Raw genomic sequence first — 18,876 nt, 5'->3', positions numbered from 1 at the left:
AAACCGTGTTATTGTATACTCATAAGATAACTATCAAGAAAGGAGCGATAATATGAATAAGACACAGTATACTTTAAAAATGCTGAGAGCTAAAGAAGACATAACTCAAAAAGAAGCTGGCGAACGTGTTGGAGTATCTGAAGCAACGTGGCATAATTGGGAAAAACAAAAATCATTTCCTAACGTTCCACAAATAAAAGCAATTGAAAATAATTTTAACGTAACTTACGATGAAATTATTTTTTTTGACGTAAAACACGGTTTAACCGTGAAATTAAATAAAGAATAGGAGGAAACAGAATGAGTGAATTAATAGTATTTGAACATCGAGAAGTTTTAGAAGTTAATTTAGAAAATTTTTGTAAGGAGTGATGACATGAGCGTTGTTACTGAAGCATTTTTAGAACAAATGAAACAAGCAGCGCAGGAACATCCGACAGAATTTCAAGCGATTATTAAACCATTTGTTCCTGAAAAAGAAGAGCGAGTGAAACAGATGTATACACTAGTCGAGATATGCGAAACGTTGAATATTAAGTATTCAACATTCTATACAAGAGGATTACATAATCATCCAGAGATTTTAAAACTAAGAAAAAGATACGGAAGACATTATGCATATCCTGCAGAAGCGATAGATACGATCAAAATTCTATGGGAAGAAGGAGTTGGGCTTTAATGGAGCTGAAAAGACAGACAAAAACGTTTAAAAGAGCGATGAAAGCAGCTGCAAAGAATATTATTGATTTTCCACTAAGATGTGTCAAATGCATAGCTAGTCATGAAATAGATATTGATATTATGTCTTTTGTGGCAAAAAGTATGATGAAAGTTGTCATTGTGGGAAGTGTTGCAGTATCGATTGCCACAATTATGTTTGCTCACGCAAATTATGATGCATTACATTATGGTTCATATACACATTTTCCGACAGCACAAGAAAATTTACAGAAAAAAGAGAATGAAAAACGAGATAAAGAATTACAAAATTGGTTAGATGTGCATATGCCATAAAAATAAAAAAAGGATGTATAACAAATGAAATATATTAACAATTTAATTGATCTATATATTCAGACAGGATGTCATTATTACTTAGATGAAGCGATTGAATTAATTAACCGCATAAAAAAAGACAATAAGCCCGCCAGCTAAATTGTCAATAACTAATTATAACACAGAAAGAGGATGAAAAAAATGACAAAAAATAACAATGAAACAAAAACAGTAGCATATTACGTGATTAAAAAGAATGGTTCATACCTTGCAAAATATAAACAGAATAGCGCTCAATCGTTATGCTTTACGGCTAAGTATACAACTGAAATTGAATTTGCTGCAAAAGGTTTCCCAGCACCAGGTCAAAAACAAACTTTTGAAAAATTAGCAGCTGCATTTGAAGGTGAATTAGTAGCAGTTGAAGCTATTCTTGAAGAAATGCCAACAGGGACAACACTTGAAGAAAAAGACCCAAGACAAAAAGCGAACGAAGATGAAGATGAAGAAATCGAAGCGATGGAAGCATTGTCAGATGTGTTAGATAGCTTCATCAGCATGTTAGGTGGTGACAAATAATGAACTTATATGAATTATCGAACAACTATAATCAATTGGCGCAATTGATAGAAGAAAACTCCGATGCAGTAGAGAATGATGTATTAATTGACACGTTAGATGCTATTGAAACGACAATGGAAGATAAGGCTGAAAATATCGCCAAATTGGTGCAATCTTTAAAGGCTGAAGAGGAAGGCATTAAAGCTGAAGTCAAACGATTGAACGATAAAAAGAAAGTGATTACCAACAAGCAAGCGAACTTGAAAAGCTATCTACAGGACGTTATGCAGCAAACAGGTAAAACTAAATTCAAAAGCGGTACATTTAGCTTTGCTATTCAAAAGAACCCGCCTAAGGCAGTTATTGACGATTTAAGCTTATTACCATTTGAGGTGCTAGTAGTACAACCACCAACACCTGACTTGAATATCATTAAAGGCATGTTGAAAGCAGGCGAAGAAGTACCAGGCGCACACTTAGAGCAAGGCGAATCATTAAGAATTAGATAGGAGTGACGAAATATGCTACAGATAACTAAAGGAATTAAGGCACGTGCTCAAAAAGTGGTGATTTATGGCACTGAAGGAATAGGAAAAAGCACACTAGCAGCACAATTCCCTAATACTGTATTTATCGATACTGAAGGCAGTACAGACAACATGGATGTGGCACGATTTCCAAAGCCACAAACATGGAATGACTTGATGCATCAAATTGATTATGTAAGCAATACACCAGGAATATGTGACACGTTGGTGATTGATACTATTGATTGGGCCGAGCATCTAGCAATAGCGCATCTATGCTATCAATACGGAAAAAACGGTATTGAAGATTTTGGGTATGGTTATGGTTATGTATATTTAGCCGAAACAATCACCGAACTATTGAACAAATTGCAGCAACTGATTGATAAAGGCATTAATGTGGTATTGACGGCACATGCAACGATTAAGGCATTCACCAAGCCCGATGAGATGGGACAATATGACCGCTTTGAATTGAAGTTAGGTAAGAAGTCAAGCCCGCTGGTAAAAGAATGGGCTGATATGGTTCTTTTCTGTAATTATCAAACAACGATTATCACAGACTCGAAAACAAAAAAAGATAAAGCTTTTGGTGGTGAAAGAGTGATCCATACCGAACACCATCCTGCATGGGATGCTAAGAACCGTCACGGCTTACCAGCAACATTGCCATTAAGTTATGATGCAATAGCTCATATCTTTAATAAGCCAGCACCAACGCCAACAATCCCACAGCAACCAACGCAACAAGAACCAGCTGCAATGATTGGGGATGTATGGACACCTAATCAAGGACTTGAAGTGCAACAAACAGAACAAGTACCCGAATTTTTAGAAACAAGTTTACAAAACTTTGGCGAACAACCAGCAGCAACACCGCCGAACGTACCACAGGAATTAGCAGACTTAATGCAAGCGTACAACGTCACAATAGATGATGTTATGCAAGTAGTTTATCAAAAAGGACACGCAGCACCAGGCACACCAATGGAAGCAATACCAGTTGATTATTGGACTAACACTATTGTAGCTAATTGGATGCTAGTAATGCAGTCTATTCAATACAACCATACAAACAAATAAAAAAATACAAACATAAAAGGAGAAATAAAAAATGACATACAACACACAAAACATACAAGTACAAGGCGCTGAATTAGATTGGAACGGAACTATTACGGCTGATAGTGAAGCTAAACCGTATTTACTACTAGATGAAGGATTTTACAAATTTACAGTAACAAATATCGAAAAAACACGCTACCAACCAAGCCCAACAAGCAAAATCCCAGCATGCCCAATGGCTAATGTAGAGTTAACTATCAAAGTATTAAACGAAAAAGGCGAACCCGAAGAAACAAAAGTACATGAACGATTATACCTACACCAAACTATGGAAAATCGATTGAGCGGTTTCTTTGGTGCAATTGGGCAAAAGAAAAAAGGGCAACCATTACAAATGAATTGGAATACAGTTATTGGCAGTCAAGGTGTATGCAAAATTAACAATCGTAAATATGAAGGTAAAACATTTAATAATGTGCATTTCATGGTGTATCAAGATGATGTGCGCCTTGATGAAGTAAAAAACGCTAATGTTACAGGCAACGTAGCGCAAGCAGTGCAAGGAATTCAAGCGCAGCCCGTTATGATGCAAGGACAACCAATGCAACCACAACAACCAATGGCAGCGTCAGGAATGCAAGCAACACAACCGATGACATCACCAACACAACCAATGCAACAAACAGGACAAGTAGCACATCCGAATGGAGCATTTTAACAAAAATTAATAAAAGGATGTGAAAAATTTGAAGTTAAGACCTTATCAAATCGAAGCAAGAGAAAGAGTACAGGCAGAATGGGCAAAGGGTAATAAAAAAACATTATTAGTATTACCAACGGGATGCGGTAAAACTATTGTATTTAGCAAAATTATTGAAGATCGTGTGAATATGGGCGAGCGTGTGCTTGTCCTTGCTCACAGATCAGAATTATTGGAACAAGCAAGCGACAAATTAAAACAAGCAACAGGAATTGGGACAGCGCTTGAAAAGGCTGAAAGCAGCTGCTTGAATAGCTTTGAAAGTGTGGTAGTTGGTTCAGTTCAAACGCTGCAAAGGCAAAAACGGCTTGATTTATTTCCACCGAATTACTTTGATACGATTGTTATTGATGAGGCGCATCATTGCATATCGGACGGTTATCAGCGTGTATTGAATCATTTTAGTGGCGCTAACGTGTTAGGGGTGACAGCCACCCCCGACCGTGGCGACAGAAAATCATTAGGATCATACTTTGATAGTTTGGCCTATGAATATTCAATCGTTGAAGCAATCAAAAGTGGATACCTTTCAAAAATCAAAGCGTTAACTATACCATTGAATTTAGATCTATCCAACGTCAGCACGCAAGCAGGTGATTTTAAAGCAGGGGAAGTTGGCAATGCACTAGAGCCGTATTTAGAACAAATAGCGCAGGAAATGTTGGAACATTGCCAAAATAGAAAAACCGTCATCTTTTTACCACTAGTGAAAACAAGCCAAAAAATGACCGCAATTTTGAATGAAAAAGGTTTCCGAGCTGCTGAAGTCAACGGCGAATCAAAAGACCGTAAAGAAATACTGTCAGACTTTGAGAACAATAAATACAACGTACTATGTAATAGCATGCTACTCACTGAAGGTTGGGATTGTCCTGATGTTGATTGTGTGGTAGTCCTTAGACCAACAAAAGTAAGAAGTCTTTATAGTCAAATGGTTGGACGTGGTACACGATTAGCGCCAAATAAAGACCATGTATTGGTGCTTGATTTCCTTTGGCATACCGAGCGCCACGAACTATGCAGACCAGCATATCTAGTCAGTGAAGATGAAGAAGTACAAAAACAAATGACTAAGATCACTGAAGATAACGCAAGTATGGCACTAGACCTGGAAGACTTAGAATCACAAGCGGTTGAAGATGTGGTGCAACAACGTGAAGAAGCATTGGCTAAGCAATTGGCAGAAATGCGCAAACGTAAACGCAAATTAGTAGATCCATTACAGTTTGAAATGAGTATTCATGCTAATGACTTAACTAATTATGTGCCTAATTTTGGATGGGAAATGCAACCACCGAGCAAAGCACAAATTGAAAAATTAGAACATTTAGGAATCAATACTGATGAAGTAGGAACAGCAGGAAAAGCATCTATGATATTAGAACGATTAAGAAAAAGACAATTACAAGGACTTGCAACACCTAAACAGATTAGATGTTTAGAGCAAAGAGGTTTCAGAAATGTAGGCATGTGGACATTTGAGAATGCATCAAACATGATAACAAGAATAGCATCTAATGGGTGGCGAATCCCTAAAGGAGTAATACCAGCAACATTTGATGGAAGTTAGGAAGTGAAAGAGTGACACAGGAAGGATTGAACCTAATAGAAGTATTAAACGACTTAGACCCAAGCATATTAAGCTATCAAGAGTGGGTCAACGTTGGTATGGCTTTGAAATATGAAGGCTATACCGCACTAGATTGGGACAGTTGGAGCCGCAGCGATACAAGATATCATGATGGCGAATGTTTCAAAAAATGGGATACTTTCAATGGCAATGGGACACCAGTCAAAGGTGGAACGATTGTACAATTGGCTAAAGATTACGGGGCATTTGCCCCCGTGTCTAACGGCCGAAGCAGTGGGCATGAGTTGAGTTGGAATAGTCAGATTAACGATGATTATCGCATCGTTGATAGGGATTGGGTTGAAGGTAAGGAAATAAGAGAGCCAACGACATGGAACCCTATCCAACAACTAATAACATATTTACAAACATTATTTGATGCCACTGAAAATGTAGGTTATGTCACCAAAACATATGACATGACCACAGATGATGGCCTAGTGTTGCATAAACCGACTAAAGGTAATTGGGACAGAACAGCAGGCAAATTGATTGAGGAGCTACAAAAGTATGATGATATAGGCCTTGTATTAGGTGATTACAACCCCGAAGCAGGCGCCTGGATACGTTTCAACCCGTTAGATGGTAAGGACGTCAAAAATGACAATGTTACGGCTTATAAGTATGCCTTAGTCGAATCAGACAACATGGACATAGCCAAACAAAATGCAATACTTAGAGAATTAGAACTACCAATAGCAACGCTAACACATAGTGGTGGAAAGTCATTGCATGCGATTGTAAAGATTGATGCAGCTGATTATACCGAGTATAAGCAAAGAGTTGAATACGTATATAACATATGTAAAAAGAACGGTTTCACAATCGATACACAAAACAGAAACCCGAGCAGGCTTTCACGCATGCCAGGGGTTATGCGTAACGGCAAAAAGCAATTTTTAATTGATACCAATATTGGTAAACATGATTATAATGAATGGTTTGAGTGGATTGAAGACTTGAATGATGATCTACCAGAACCAGAAAAACTTTCCGACACATGGGACGATATGCCAGACCTTGCGCCCGAATTAATAAAGGGAGTACTTAGGCAAGGACATAAGATGCTAATTGCTGGAGCAAGTAAAGCAGGTAAGTCCTTTGCGCTGATTGAAATGAGTATCGCAATAGCTGAAGGCATGCAGTGGCTAGGTTTTGAGTGTGTGCAAGGTAGAGTGTTATACGTCAACTTAGAACTTGATAGACCTTCATGCTTGCACCGCTTCAAGGATGTTTATAACGGGTTAGGAATAGACAAACCAAAAAACCTGGATAATATCGATATTTGGAATTTAAGAAGCAAGGCGCTGCCAATGGACAAATTAGCGCCCAAATTAATACGTAGAGCGCAAAAGCGTAATTATTCAGCAGTTATCATTGATCCAATTTATAAAGTATTGACAGGTGATGAAAACAGCGCAGAACAAATGGCACACTTTACCAATCAGTTTGATAAGGTTGCTACAGAACTAGGGGCATCAGTTATCTACTGTCACCACCATTCAAAAGGGTCACAAGGGGGTAAAAAGTCGATGGATAGAGCCAGTGGTTCAGGAGTATTTGCACGTGACCCCGATGCAATCATTGACCTGGTTGAATTAGATCTAACAGATGATTTACTAGACGAACAAAAGAAACAAGCTCATATCAGTATCATTGAAAGTTGCATAAAAGCAACAAATAATGATTATTTTTACCAAAAAGTTACATTAGAAGATAAAAACAGTATAGCTGCTATGGAAAATCACGCAGAAATTGCCATACCGTTGCATCAAAGAATTGAGATGAACAAGCAACGCAAAGAAGCATCAAAAGCAGTTGACAATCAATCAGCATGGCGCATTGATGGAACGTTGCGAGAATTTGCCAAGATGGATGAAGTCAATGTGTGGTTCAAATATCCAGTGCATATTGTGGACAATACAGGGGTGCTTGCTGATATAGAACTTGATGACGGATTGCCTTATAAAAAGCCTAAAAAATCACCACAAAATGGTGGCGAAAAAGAAGGTGGAAAAAAGTCAAATACAGAAAAAATTGACAATGCAATGGCTATGTTAGATGACGGAGTACAACCTATATTATTAGAAGATTTAAAGGCATTTTTCACAGACAAAAAAGGCAAAGGCCCTTCAGAAAAAACAATCAGAAGATGGATAAAAGAAGGAAGCCATTACCACGTTGATAATTGCCAAATTAAGAAAAATGGAGACTAAAAAATCAGGGACATAGGGACAATCAGGGACATGTCCCTATGTCCCTGATGAAAAATATGCTTACAACATATATTAGAAAATAAGATATAACGCTAAAAAAATAAGAAAAATAACCTTATAGGGACAGGGACAACCAGGGACAAACACAGGGACATGTCCCTCAATATTACCTGGTGTATCGTTAAAAAACTAGGGACAAAAAATAATTTAGTCATGTCCCTACAACTTTTTAAAAATAGGCCAAACACTTAGAACACCAAGGGATAGCGCTAGGGACAAAAACATTTTGTCCCTGTGTCCCTATTCCAGAGACAAAACCGCTATATTGAATTTGTCCCTTTGGAACAAATTAGTGTCCCTGTGTCCCTGGAATAGTCCCCGCTCACGGGGGGTGTGGGTACATACCACCATAGGGGCATGCAATGTTTGCCCCTTATATGTCAGTAGGTCCCCTCCTACACCGAAGGCGCATGTCCTTGTGAATTTAAAAAATAATAAAAGGAAGTTGCAGCAGTGGAAATTTTAAAATTAAAAAATGAATTTTTTATGCCAATGAAAAAATTACCGATAACCACACACCAACAAAAACAGGTGACGGTGATCAATGGTAAACCAGTATTTTATGAACCTGAAAAACTAAAAAATGCACGTGCAAAATTGATGGCGCATCTAAGTCAACATGCACCCGATGAACCTATAAAAAATCAGCCTATCATTTTGAAAGTGCAATGGATTTTCCCACACACTAAAAAATCAAAAAACGGACAGTATAAAATTACTAAACCTGATACAGACAATTTGAACAAATTACTAAAAGATTGCATGACTGATTTGCACTTTTGGAAAGATGATGCACTAGTAGCATCAGAACACGTGGAAAAGTTTCACGGTGACATACCAGGCATATATATCAAAATTGAGGTGATGAGTGATGAATTATAGAGAATTTTACGATGAAGTAGTTGCGTGGATAGAAAAGAATCAAACACAAGCAGCATTGTATGGATTTGATAGCGAAGAATATTTTGATTGGGTATACAAGTCGAGCGCTGCAATATGTTATAAGTACCCAGGCAATAAGTTGGTGAAAAAACAAATGATGATGCTTGTGTATTGGATTGAAGAAGTATACAACGAGCAGATGAGAGGACAATAATAATGACATTAGGATATATTATTACAAACAAAAACGGATTATATTTTACAGGTATTAAGCATGATCTATTGTCAGGTTATGCACCAGGGACACCAACAAATAGATTGGTTTTTAAAAATGATATTCAACGAGCGTATTTTTTTACAGAAAAAGAAGTCGCTATGAAAGTGGCAAAAAACATTGATGGTGTCGTTTGGTTATCAAATAGTAAAAAACCAAGAACTATGCACGAAGTCATTATGTTAGGTAACAGACTATCAAAGCATATGGAAATAAACGGCTTAAAAGCAATTCAAATTGCTAGAACAATAGATGTGCCAGCAAGAGAGATTATCAGATTGTTGAAAGGACATGTCGATATTACATTTAAGCATGCTGATGCCATTCAACACTATTTAGATAACAATTAAAAAGGAGACACACAAAAATGGGTATTAAAATTTTAGCAATAGGCTGGTTATATTTTGCAGCAAGGGAAGTTAAACAATTTTTAGATAAGGATAGATAAATAATGAATAATGCTCAATTCGCTGGAATGATATGCGTGATATGCATTCTAGCACTACATAGACAGAATACAGAACAAAGAAGAGTAATACATAGACTTAGATTATTGATTGAAGAATTAGAACATAGAATATCAATATACGATAAGTATTTTATGGATCAGTTGCAAAAATTGGAGGATGAACATAACAATGAAAAGTAAAAAAGAATTTTTAAAAGAGCGCAAAAGATATATGACATTAGCGCTTGAAGTATGTCAAGGCAAATACGGTAATGGAAAAGAAAGAAAATTATTGCTAGATCCGTACTATGAAAAAGTACAACCGATTGTGGATGAATACATTACAGTGCACGGTAATGTTGAAGAAGCAATCAAAGGCTTGACAGCTGGAATCGCAACTATTGATGAAGCTTTGCGCAAAGAAACAACTGAAGAACTACAGGAAGGCACAAACGTGGACAAATTAAAAATTGGGATATATAAGCCAGCGCATTACAATCAAAACGGCTTTGACTTATTTGATGTTGCTAATCATTATTTTGACTTAGAAGAATTTAGAGCAGCAATGAAATTTACTTGCTTGAGATACATCATGCGTTATGACAAAAAGAACGGCATTGAAGATTTGAACAAGGCTATTGCATGCCTGGAACGTTTGAAAGAATACGAAGAAGAAAACAAATAAATTATATATAAAGGTGGAAATAAAAGGATGACTAATACAGAAAACGTAGCAGAAAAAGAAGCAATGCAAACAGAATGGAAAAACAAAAAAAGACCAATCAAATGCGAATTGTATCATGATAACTTTCAAAATTATAAACGCTATGCAATTAAGCCAGCGCAATTAGTAATTGCTGATATCCCATACAATTTAGGCGCCAACGCTTATGGAAGTAACCCAGTATGGTACGAAGGTGGAGACAATAAAAATGGTGAAAGTAAATTAGCAGGGTCAAACTTTTTCCGAGGTGATGACAATTTCAATATCGCTGAATTTATGCACTTTTGCAATAAATTGGTGAAGAAAGAGCCAAAAGCTAAGAACCAAGCAGGGGCTATGATTGTATTTTGCGCTTTTGAACAAATTGCTATGGTACAGGAATATGGAAAGCGCCACGGCTTTGCGAATAGCTATCCGCTTATCTTTTGCAAAAAGTCATCAAGTCAAGTATTAAAAGCAAACATGAAAATTGTTGGAGCTTGTGAGTATGCAGTAGTGCTATACCGTAATAAATTACCTAAATTTAGAAATGGAGTGCAACAAGATGGAAACGGCAAAAACATTCGTGGAACAGGTAAAATGATTAAAAATTGGGTTGAGTGGGAAACAGATACCAAAAAAGAAATTGAAAAAATTCATCCAACTCAAAAACCAGTTGCAACATTGAAGAAATTAATTGAGATTTTCACAGACCCAGGTGATGTGGTTATTGATCCATGCGCTGGAAGCGGTGCAACACTAAGAGCGGCTAGAGAGTTAGGCCGTCATTCATACGGCTTTGAATGCAATCCCGAATTTTACAAGCCAGCAATAGAAAAGATGTTGGTTGAGGTTGAAGACAACAAACCCGAACAAATAGACATGTTAGAAATGTTATAAGGAGTGGTAAGGAAGGAGCTGATGAGATGAACAAAGTAAATAATATGATTGAAAAGTTAAAATGCATAGATAGAGATAATGAGCTGCAATATGATATGGCGCTTAAAGAACATGCAATGTCAAATTATTATTATCACATGAGAAAAGAGCAGCTTTCATTGAACAACAGCGAATGGGAAACGATAAAAGACATTAATGAACATTTAACAGTAATACATCCACGCTTAATATATTTCCAGGGGTGGAATTCAATTCATCGCTTTCCAACTAAATACCGATATGAAATACATTACATATTAGATCTAAACAGAACAGCGCATCTAGCAACTCTCACACGTGGTGGTGTGAGACGTGAGCAAGGTTGGAGAATGTTGCAACAGGTGAGAGATAGCGGCTATTCATCCTTTGGCTTAGATGAAATGAATGAATTTATAGATATCTTAGAAACGATTGAAAGAAAAATATTGCGTACTGAAGAAGTGAGGGAATGGTCATGACATATGAAGATAGATTGAATATTGCGAAACATGAAGCGCATCTATTAGCAATTCAATTAGAAGGTAAATATGACCTTATCAAAATTTTGCAAGAATTAATCGAAAAGGAAAAAGCAAAAGGAGATGCAGCAAATGACAAACGATAATATTTTTATTCAAGTGTGGGGAGATAAAGGCGAAGAAAACACACGCTTTACAATTCAATTGTTGCAAGACAATAATATACCTTTTGCATTTGTAAATTGTGAAAAAATAGCATCAGAACAATTGCGTTGTATAACACCCCAGTAGTGCAAGTATTCAAATACAATCATTTATGGCGCACCTGGTATGGATTTCAACCACAAGCAATAGATGAATATATTTTGAATGTATAGGAGTGGGAAAAATGAACGAATTAGAAGAGTTAGAACAATTGAAAAAACGAATCAAACAACTAAGCGAACATGCTGATAGAATAGAACGAGAGTTAAAAGAAAAAGAAGAACAAAAAACAACAAAATTAGAGCGCCCCAACGTTGGACAGGATTATTATTTTATGAGTGTGGCAAGTGGCACAGTTGGAGTAATGAAAGATACATGGCATGGTTATCCGATTGATTTTGCACGCTGGAATTATTGCTATGGGGCATATAACAAATACCATGTGATGTGGACTATTGAACATATTAAATTGATTAACGAGATTAAGAAGTATACTAGACCATTTATCCGTGAAAAAGAAAACGTATTTTTTGTTCGTGATTTTAAAAACGGTGTAGAAGTATTGAATACGTATTGGCTTTTTGATACAGATTTCAATTCTTTTTATGGATATTTTGAATCAGAAAATGAAGTCAATAAATTTAGAGAAAATTATACTGAAAAATATATCTTAAAATTCTTATTCAAACCAATCGATAGAGATTATAAGGCAGTCATGCAATGGTTGGTAGAACAGGGGGAAAACAATGAACATAGCTGAAAAACGTTTCACAGATTACCCGAGGTACAAAAGCGAGATAGCACGAAGAAAAGGTGAGTTACTTTGGCGTGAAACAGATGAGAACAGTTGGATCAAACAACGAGGAACAAACAGCGAAGCAGTAGCAGTTGAAGTGTTAAAATTTGAAAATGATACATATATTAAAAATCGTGTTTTTTGGATGTCATGCGTTGAAGATACTTTGAATGAATTAGATGACGTACAACGTGAATTAGTGAAACAACGCTATTTTGAAAATGTATACGGCTATTCAGAGTTAGGAAAAATTCATAACGTTTCTAAGGCTACAGCTTGGAGAATATGTGATCACGCTTGTAAAATTCTAGCTGAAAAATTAGGCGAAGAATTGTAAAGTTGAAACAGAAAAGGGTAGTTGTTTCATGATAAAAGTAAGATAATTATATTGTGGAAGTATGAAAGTACAGACACCGATTAAATTTTGTTAATCTTTTGTAAAACATCCTTATTATTAATTAAGCAGCAACTATACCAGGTTGCTTGCTTGATAATGCATCTATAGTTGTAAATTTTATATCATATTATTACATCCCTTCTGAATGTATTATACCTTATTGGAAAATTCATATGTCTTGTCAAATACTAATTTACTTACTAACAGCTATAGATGTATTATTAAGCAATGAGTTGCTAGCGCTCAATGCTTAGACGTAACGGTCAATCGCTTGTGTGGGATGCATGAACGATTGCATAATTAAATATTTTTTACATGTGCAGGATTGTAACCTGGATAAAAAACACAAAAACTATAATATGTCAAAAAAAGAAAAAATAACTCATTTATTTATTTTAAAATTCTTTTCAAAGGAGCTATACCCTTTTCAAAAAAATAGCATAATATTCCAAAATGACGTATTTAAAAATTGCGTTATTTCTTTGTAGTGGAATGAACCACTTAAAAAATAAAATATCGTTTTACTTTTATTATTGTTGGAGATAACCAACTGAAAAAATCAAAATAAAATAATCTATATTAGTATCATAAATTATTTGAAATAATCTTGAAGCACAAGCGGCCTATTGGAGTTGATAAAGAACCCTTTACATCCGTTTGTGCTTATATTTTAGGACTGTTAGCTCAATAGGCAGAGCAGGTGGCTCATAACCGCCTTGTTGTAGGTTCGAGCCCTACACAGTCCATTTATATTAGAGTACCGTGCAATCGTGCGTGGTGCTTATTTTTTTGCATTTAAAACATGAAAGGTGGTGATGGAAAATGGCTGAAATGACACCAAAGCAACAAAAATTTGCTGATGAGTACATCATCAGTGGGAATGCTACAGATGCAGCTAAAAAGGCAGGATACAGCGAAAAAACGGCAAGATATATAGGGAGTGAAAACCTAACGAAACCCGTCATAAAAAATTACATTGATGAAAGAATGAAAGAATACCAGGATAAGCAAATTGCGACACAAGAAGAAGTATTGAACTTTTTAACTAATTCAATGATTGGTGAAGTTGATGAAGAAGTAGTTGTCACGGTTGGAACGGGTGACGGTCGCAGTGCAGTAAGGAAAGTTAGAAAAGAAATATCAGCAAAAGACCGCATCAAAGCAGCTGAATTACTAGGCAAACGCTATGGCATTTGGACAGATAAGCAACAAATTGAATCAGTCGCACAAGTTGTCTTCATTGATGATATTACCGATGATATTACCGAGGATGATATTGATGATGCAGATTAGAAAGAGCATGAAGCAACTATTGCCTAAAGCCTTTCATAAGTCGTGGATAATGGCGAATAAGCCCGATATTTTGCACGTTGTTGAAAAAGGAGGACGTGGGTCGGGTAAATCATCAGATATTGCAATAATGCTTATACAGCTAATTATGCGCTATCCAGCGAATGCAGTATGTATCCGTAAAATTGATAATACGTTAGAACAATCAGTATACGAGCAATTGAAATGGGCTATTGAGATACAAGGTGTTGGACATCTATTTCATGCGAATAAGTCACCGTTGAAATTGACGTATTTGCCACGTGGAAATTACATCATTTTCCGTGGAGCAAAAGAACCTGAGCGTATCAAGTCATTAAAAGATGCAAAATTCCCTTTTGCTTTTTGTTGGATTGAAGAGCTTGCAGAATTTAAGACTGAAGAAGACGTGACTACTATCACAAACTCACTGTTACGTGGTGACTTAGATGATGGTCTTTTTTATAAATTCTTTTATAGTTATAACCCACCTAAGCGTAAGCAATCGTGGGTAAATAAGAAATATGAATCAGTATTACAAGCAGCAAATACATATGTGCATCATAGCACGTACCTGGATAACCCGTATGTTGCTAAAGAATTTATAAAAGAAGCTGAAGAAACCAAGAAGCGCAATATCAAGCGCTTTGAATGGGAATACTTAGGCAAGGCAATTGGTAGCGGTGTGGTTCCGTTCGATAATTTAGTGTTTAGAAAAATCACAAATGAAGAAGTAAGTTACTTTGATAATATACGTCAAGGCAATGACTTTGGATATGCGAATGACCCTAATGCATTTATTAGATTACATTATGATAAAAAGAAACGCATTATATACATGCTTGATGAAATTTATGAAGTTAAGTTATCTAATAGGAATCTTGCAAAAAAACTACATGAAAAAGATTACCATACGCTGCTAACTACATGTGACAGTGCAGAGCCTAAATCAATTGATGACTTGAGGACTGAATTCCATTGCAGAGTTGAACCAGCTAAAAAAGGTGCAGGAAGTGTGGAACATGGTGAAAAATGGTTGGATGACTTAGAAGCAATAGTTATTGACCCCCACCGAACACCGCATGCAGCAACAGAATTTGAAAACATTGATTACCAGGTAGATAGAGACGGCAACCCGAAGAACAGACTAGAAGACAAAAACAATCACTTGATAGATGCAACACGATATGCACTAGAACAGGACATGGAGCAATCACGATTTGAAAGTTGGTAAAATAAGGAGGAATCACAATACATGGCCATTTGGTTTGATAAATTAGTGGAAAGGCTACTAATCAAAGATATGTCACAATTACAGATTATGGAGCTTGAGTTGAAAGAGCACGTAAACAGTGGCAAAATTCAAGCAATGAAGACAGCAGAACATTATTATTTAAATGAAACTGAAATACAGAACAAGAAAGCGCCAGTTGATGCTGATTGGAAAACTAACACAAAGCTATCAATGGGACTTTTCAAGAAATTTGTAGACCAAAAAACAGGATACTTATTCAGCAAAGCGCCTACCATTACAGTGGATGGGAACGAAACGGCGCAGGATTTTATTGATGATGTTTTCGACGAAGACACATTACAAGTTTTTAAAGACTTAGGAAGAGAATCAATTATCAAAGGTGTTGCGTATGCTATGCCTTATTACAACGAAGAAGGAAGACTAAGACTATTTCAAGTGCCAAGCGAGCAAATTATTCCATTTTGGAAAGATGAACGACATAATGAATTAGATGCGTTTATGCGCATGTATATTCAACCGTATTATGCAGCAGGTGCTAAACGATCAAAAATCATAGTCGAGTATTGGGACGAGGACGGCATCCAAGAATTTGAATTTAAGGATAACAAGCTGATTAAGACCAATAATGCACCACTAGCACACTTTTATTACACAGTTGAAGGTGATAACACCCAGCAACCATACGTGTGGGATAAGGTGCCATTAATTCCTTTTAGAGCAAATAAGGAAGAAACAAGTTTACTTGTACAGACTAAGGCGCTAATTGATAACCTGGAGCTACAGGCATCAACAAACGCTGATATTTTGGCAGATATTCCTAAGTTTATTTATATCTTAAGGAATTATGACGGCCAAGACCTAAACGAATTCATGCGTAATATTAATCTTTACCGCTCAATTAAAGTTAGAGCTGATGGTGGTGTAGATAAGTTGCAAGGTACTACAGATACAACAGGCGCTGAAGCCGAAATAGCACGTACAAGAAAAGCTTTATACGATGCAGCACGTGCGATTGATACACAAGATGAAAACTTAGGCAACGCAAGTGGCATGGCTTTAAAATGGAGATATACAGACCTTGATATGGACTGTAATGACTTAGAAAATGAATTTCAAAAAGCCATTCAACAGCTTTTATGGTTTGTTGGCTCATACGCTGCAACTATTGGAGTAGATGTGAACCTAGTTACATTCAAATATCAATTCAATAGAAACATTATCAGTAATGAAAGTGAAGCTATTGAGAACTGTGGTAAATCAGCAGGTATTTTAGATGATAAGACAGTACGTGAACAGCATCCGTGGTATAACGATGATGTAGAAACACGTTTAAAAGAGCAAGAAAAAGAGTTGACAGCTGATGATTATGCTTTTGATCATAACCATGAAGAAGATGAATTGAATGAGTAAAAGTCAAAAATATTGGAAAAAACGCATTCAACAACAAGAACATAACACTGATAAAATTAACGAAAACTATTTGAATGGCATTGATAAGCATTTGCAGCGCTATAAAAATGATTTAAAAAAAGAGATAGAATCATTCTATAGTAGATATGCAACTGATTATAAAATGACCATGGCTGATGCTAGAAAGCTATTAACAGATGACGAAGTAAAAGAATTTAAAAATAGCACATTAGCAAGGTATCGTGAATTGGTATTAGATCCTAACACCCCGCCACAGCTAATTGATGCACTAAGCTATAGACATAGGATAAGTCGAAAAGATGCGCTTATTGCTGAAATAGAACGGCTTACAGTTGAATTATACGGTGGTAAAGATGGCATACAAGAATCAGTCACTGATTGTTTGGGCAAGGTGTATAAGAAAGCATCAATTGACATTGCAAAAGGCTTTCAATTAGCAGGTAAGGATGCACGACCTATTTTGAATGATGACGTGGTTAAGCAAAAGCTCAATGCAAATTGGAGCGGTAAGACGTTCAGCCAGGCGGTATGGGGCCATGAAAAAGAGTACATGAAAAAGATTGAAAAGACTTTAAATCATGGCTTTATGCAAGGTCATAACGTTAACAAGATGATAAATGCGCTTGAAGAAGTGACGAACGTGCCACGATATCGAGTTAAGGCGCTAATCTATACAGAATCAACTTACTTTGCTAATTTGGCTAATATGGACCAAATGAAAGCAGTAGATGCCAAACAATATGAAATTATGGCGGTACGTGATAATAAAACATCAGAAAAATGCAAGCATGAAGATGGTAAGGTATATGATATTGATAAGTTTGAACCAGGAAATACCGCACCACCATTCCATGTACATTGTCGCAGCTCAATCATTCCAAGTTTGACCGAGGAAGAAGAAAAACTATTTGAAGAGCCTGAGGAAGAAGACCCGCATGTAATCAAGAAAAAACTTGAAAAAGAATACGATAAAACAAAACTTGAAGCAATAGCAATCAAAAAACGTTTGAAAGAAATTGAAATGTTAGGAGATAACCCGAACATCACCGAAGCTGAAGAAGATAAGTTGATTAATGAAATGAATAGCTTGTGGTCAATGGAAAAACGAATAAAAAAACGATTAAATGAATTAAAAAAATATTTAGCCGAATTAACATCCTTAGAAAAAAATACCCCTGTTGACAGCGCAGCAGTAATAGAGCGTAGACAATTTTTGAAAAATGCAACCCCCAATGATATTATTGAATTAGGAAAGTCAATAGAAGAAAAGCATAAAATTAGCGAAGTGATAGGAAAACCCGAAAAAATCAAAGCTATCTTTGAACAATACAGGCCTATGGGTGGCAAAGTTAACAAAGAAGATTGGTCTACTTATTCAGATAAGAAAGTAAAAGCGATGTTTGAAGATGCACTTTCTTATTACCCGACGGAATGGGCAGATGTTCCACGCAAACACCACAAGCAAATAAAATGCACAAAAGCAGGGAGAGGTTTTTTCTCATCTGAAGGCGCACTGAATGCAGCGGGTGACAGATATGATATCAGGGTGAAGAATTACAGAGATTGTGTCACATTTGCGTGTAACACAGGCACATATGCACGAAAAACAACACCGTTTCATGAGGTTGGGCATATGATGGAATGGGATTGTCCAGACCTGGTGCGACTAGAAAAAGAATATATTGCAATGAGGGCACAAGGTGAAGACTTAGTGCGCTTGAAAGATTTATTTCCAGGCTATGACTATGACGATGATGAGTTGTGTTTAAAAGATGATTTTTTATCACCTTATATGGGCAAACCATATGAAGATGCAGCGGAAATTTTTACAATGGGGATTGAAGGGCTTTTCAAAAAAAGTGGATACATAAAAGGTGGCGGAGATTATAAAACAAGGTATATTACGGACGATGAAGAATTCATGCACTTTATAATTGGTCTTTTAACGAAAGTATAGAGGAGGGGT

General features: G+C 36.4%; 23 protein-coding genes and 1 tRNA gene. All 24 read left to right on the top strand.

The window, feature by feature from the left end:
* Positions 1-52: 52 nt before the first annotated feature.
* The gene (locus BMX09_RS02385) at positions 53-289 is read left to right on the top strand and encodes a helix-turn-helix transcriptional regulator (protein ID WP_245711112.1); all 237 of its coding nucleotides are present in this window, start codon (positions 53-55) and stop codon (positions 287-289) included.
* Between the two features lie 87 nt (positions 290-376).
* Entirely contained in the window at positions 377-679 is a 303-nt protein-coding gene (locus tag BMX09_RS02380) for a hypothetical protein (protein ID WP_089746100.1), read from the top strand.
* Positions 679-1,014 (top strand): hypothetical protein, encoded by a 336-nt coding sequence (locus BMX09_RS02375; RefSeq protein WP_089746099.1) that lies wholly within the window; start codon positions 679-681, stop codon positions 1,012-1,014. The genes BMX09_RS02380 and BMX09_RS02375 overlap by 1 nt, the downstream gene beginning before the upstream one ends.
* A gap of 183 nt (positions 1,015-1,197) precedes the next feature.
* On the top strand, positions 1,198-1,575 hold the full coding sequence (locus tag BMX09_RS02370) for a hypothetical protein (protein ID WP_089746098.1): 378 nt from the start codon (positions 1,198-1,200) through the stop codon (positions 1,573-1,575).
* Positions 1,575-2,066 (top strand): siphovirus Gp157 family protein, encoded by a 492-nt coding sequence (locus BMX09_RS02365; protein WP_089746097.1) that lies wholly within the window; start codon positions 1,575-1,577, stop codon positions 2,064-2,066. Before BMX09_RS02370 ends, BMX09_RS02365 begins: the two co-directional genes overlap by 1 nt.
* A gap of 12 nt (positions 2,067-2,078) precedes the next feature.
* Entirely contained in the window at positions 2,079-3,167 is a 1,089-nt protein-coding gene (locus BMX09_RS02360) for an ATP-binding protein (protein ID WP_089746096.1), read from the top strand.
* A 31-nt stretch (positions 3,168-3,198) separates the two neighbouring features.
* A complete protein-coding gene (locus tag BMX09_RS02355) occupies positions 3,199-3,867 on the top strand; it encodes a hypothetical protein (RefSeq protein WP_089746095.1) in 669 nt (222 codons plus the stop codon).
* A gap of 28 nt (positions 3,868-3,895) precedes the next feature.
* Positions 3,896-5,479, top strand: a complete 1,584-nt coding sequence (locus BMX09_RS02350; RefSeq protein WP_089746094.1) for a DEAD/DEAH box helicase — start codon at positions 3,896-3,898, stop codon at positions 5,477-5,479.
* 11 nt (positions 5,480-5,490) lie between these two features.
* Positions 5,491-7,755: an AAA family ATPase gene (locus BMX09_RS02345; protein WP_089746093.1), complete on the top strand. Its 2,265-nt coding sequence runs from the start codon at positions 5,491-5,493 to the stop codon at positions 7,753-7,755.
* A gap of 546 nt (positions 7,756-8,301) precedes the next feature.
* Complete coding sequence (locus tag BMX09_RS02340) at positions 8,302-8,697, top strand: RusA family crossover junction endodeoxyribonuclease (RefSeq protein ID WP_089746127.1); 396 nt, start codon at positions 8,302-8,304, stop codon at positions 8,695-8,697.
* Positions 8,687-8,911: a hypothetical protein gene (locus BMX09_RS02335; RefSeq protein WP_089746092.1), complete on the top strand. Its 225-nt coding sequence runs from the start codon at positions 8,687-8,689 to the stop codon at positions 8,909-8,911. Before BMX09_RS02340 ends, BMX09_RS02335 begins: the two co-directional genes overlap by 11 nt.
* A 2-nt stretch (positions 8,912-8,913) precedes the next feature.
* Positions 8,914-9,321 (top strand): helix-turn-helix transcriptional regulator, encoded by a 408-nt coding sequence (locus BMX09_RS02330; RefSeq protein ID WP_089746091.1) that lies wholly within the window; start codon positions 8,914-8,916, stop codon positions 9,319-9,321.
* Between the two features lie 288 nt (positions 9,322-9,609).
* Positions 9,610-10,104 (top strand): DUF3310 domain-containing protein, encoded by a 495-nt coding sequence (locus BMX09_RS02320; protein WP_177159502.1) that lies wholly within the window; start codon positions 9,610-9,612, stop codon positions 10,102-10,104.
* A 63-nt stretch (positions 10,105-10,167) separates the two neighbouring features.
* The gene (locus tag BMX09_RS02315; protein ID WP_089746126.1) at positions 10,168-11,022 is read left to right on the top strand and encodes a DNA-methyltransferase; all 855 of its coding nucleotides are present in this window, start codon (positions 10,168-10,170) and stop codon (positions 11,020-11,022) included.
* Positions 11,023-11,048: 26 nt separating this feature from the next.
* Positions 11,049-11,519 (top strand): hypothetical protein, encoded by a 471-nt coding sequence (locus tag BMX09_RS02310; protein ID WP_089746088.1) that lies wholly within the window; start codon positions 11,049-11,051, stop codon positions 11,517-11,519.
* On the top strand, positions 11,516-11,665 hold the full coding sequence (locus BMX09_RS10030) for a hypothetical protein (protein ID WP_177159501.1): 150 nt from the start codon (positions 11,516-11,518) through the stop codon (positions 11,663-11,665). The genes BMX09_RS02310 and BMX09_RS10030 overlap by 4 nt, the downstream gene beginning before the upstream one ends.
* Positions 11,652-11,810, top strand: coding sequence for a hypothetical protein (locus BMX09_RS10025; protein ID WP_177159500.1), 159 nt, complete (start codon positions 11,652-11,654; stop codon positions 11,808-11,810). The genes BMX09_RS10030 and BMX09_RS10025 overlap by 14 nt, the downstream gene beginning before the upstream one ends.
* A gap of 97 nt (positions 11,811-11,907) precedes the next feature.
* Complete coding sequence (locus BMX09_RS02305; RefSeq protein ID WP_089746087.1) at positions 11,908-12,483, top strand: hypothetical protein; 576 nt, start codon at positions 11,908-11,910, stop codon at positions 12,481-12,483.
* Positions 12,470-12,856: a hypothetical protein gene (locus BMX09_RS02300; RefSeq protein ID WP_089746086.1), complete on the top strand. Its 387-nt coding sequence runs from the start codon at positions 12,470-12,472 to the stop codon at positions 12,854-12,856. Before BMX09_RS02305 ends, BMX09_RS02300 begins: the two co-directional genes overlap by 14 nt.
* Positions 12,857-13,589: 733 nt before the next feature.
* Positions 13,590-13,662: transfer RNA gene (locus tag BMX09_RS02295), tRNA-Ile, on the top strand.
* Between the two features lie 76 nt (positions 13,663-13,738).
* A complete protein-coding gene (locus BMX09_RS02290; protein WP_143054365.1) occupies positions 13,739-14,209 on the top strand; it encodes a terminase small subunit in 471 nt (156 codons plus the stop codon).
* Complete coding sequence (locus BMX09_RS02285; RefSeq protein ID WP_177159504.1) at positions 14,199-15,458, top strand: PBSX family phage terminase large subunit; 1,260 nt, start codon at positions 14,199-14,201, stop codon at positions 15,456-15,458. The genes BMX09_RS02290 and BMX09_RS02285 overlap by 11 nt, the downstream gene beginning before the upstream one ends.
* Positions 15,459-15,479: 21 nt before the next feature.
* Positions 15,480-16,889 carry a phage portal protein gene (locus tag BMX09_RS02280; RefSeq protein ID WP_089746084.1) on the top strand — a complete coding sequence of 470 codons (1,410 nt, stop codon included), beginning with the start codon at positions 15,480-15,482 and terminating at the stop codon, positions 16,887-16,889.
* A complete protein-coding gene (locus BMX09_RS02275; protein ID WP_089746083.1) occupies positions 16,882-18,867 on the top strand; it encodes a minor capsid protein in 1,986 nt (661 codons plus the stop codon). Before BMX09_RS02280 ends, BMX09_RS02275 begins: the two co-directional genes overlap by 8 nt.
* Positions 18,868-18,876: the final 9 nt, after the last annotated feature.

Source organism: Granulicatella balaenopterae (assembly GCF_900111135.1).
Lineage (GTDB): Bacteria > Bacillota > Bacilli > Lactobacillales > Aerococcaceae > Granulicatella > Granulicatella balaenopterae.
This window is presented reverse-complemented; position numbering and strand designations above follow the sequence as displayed.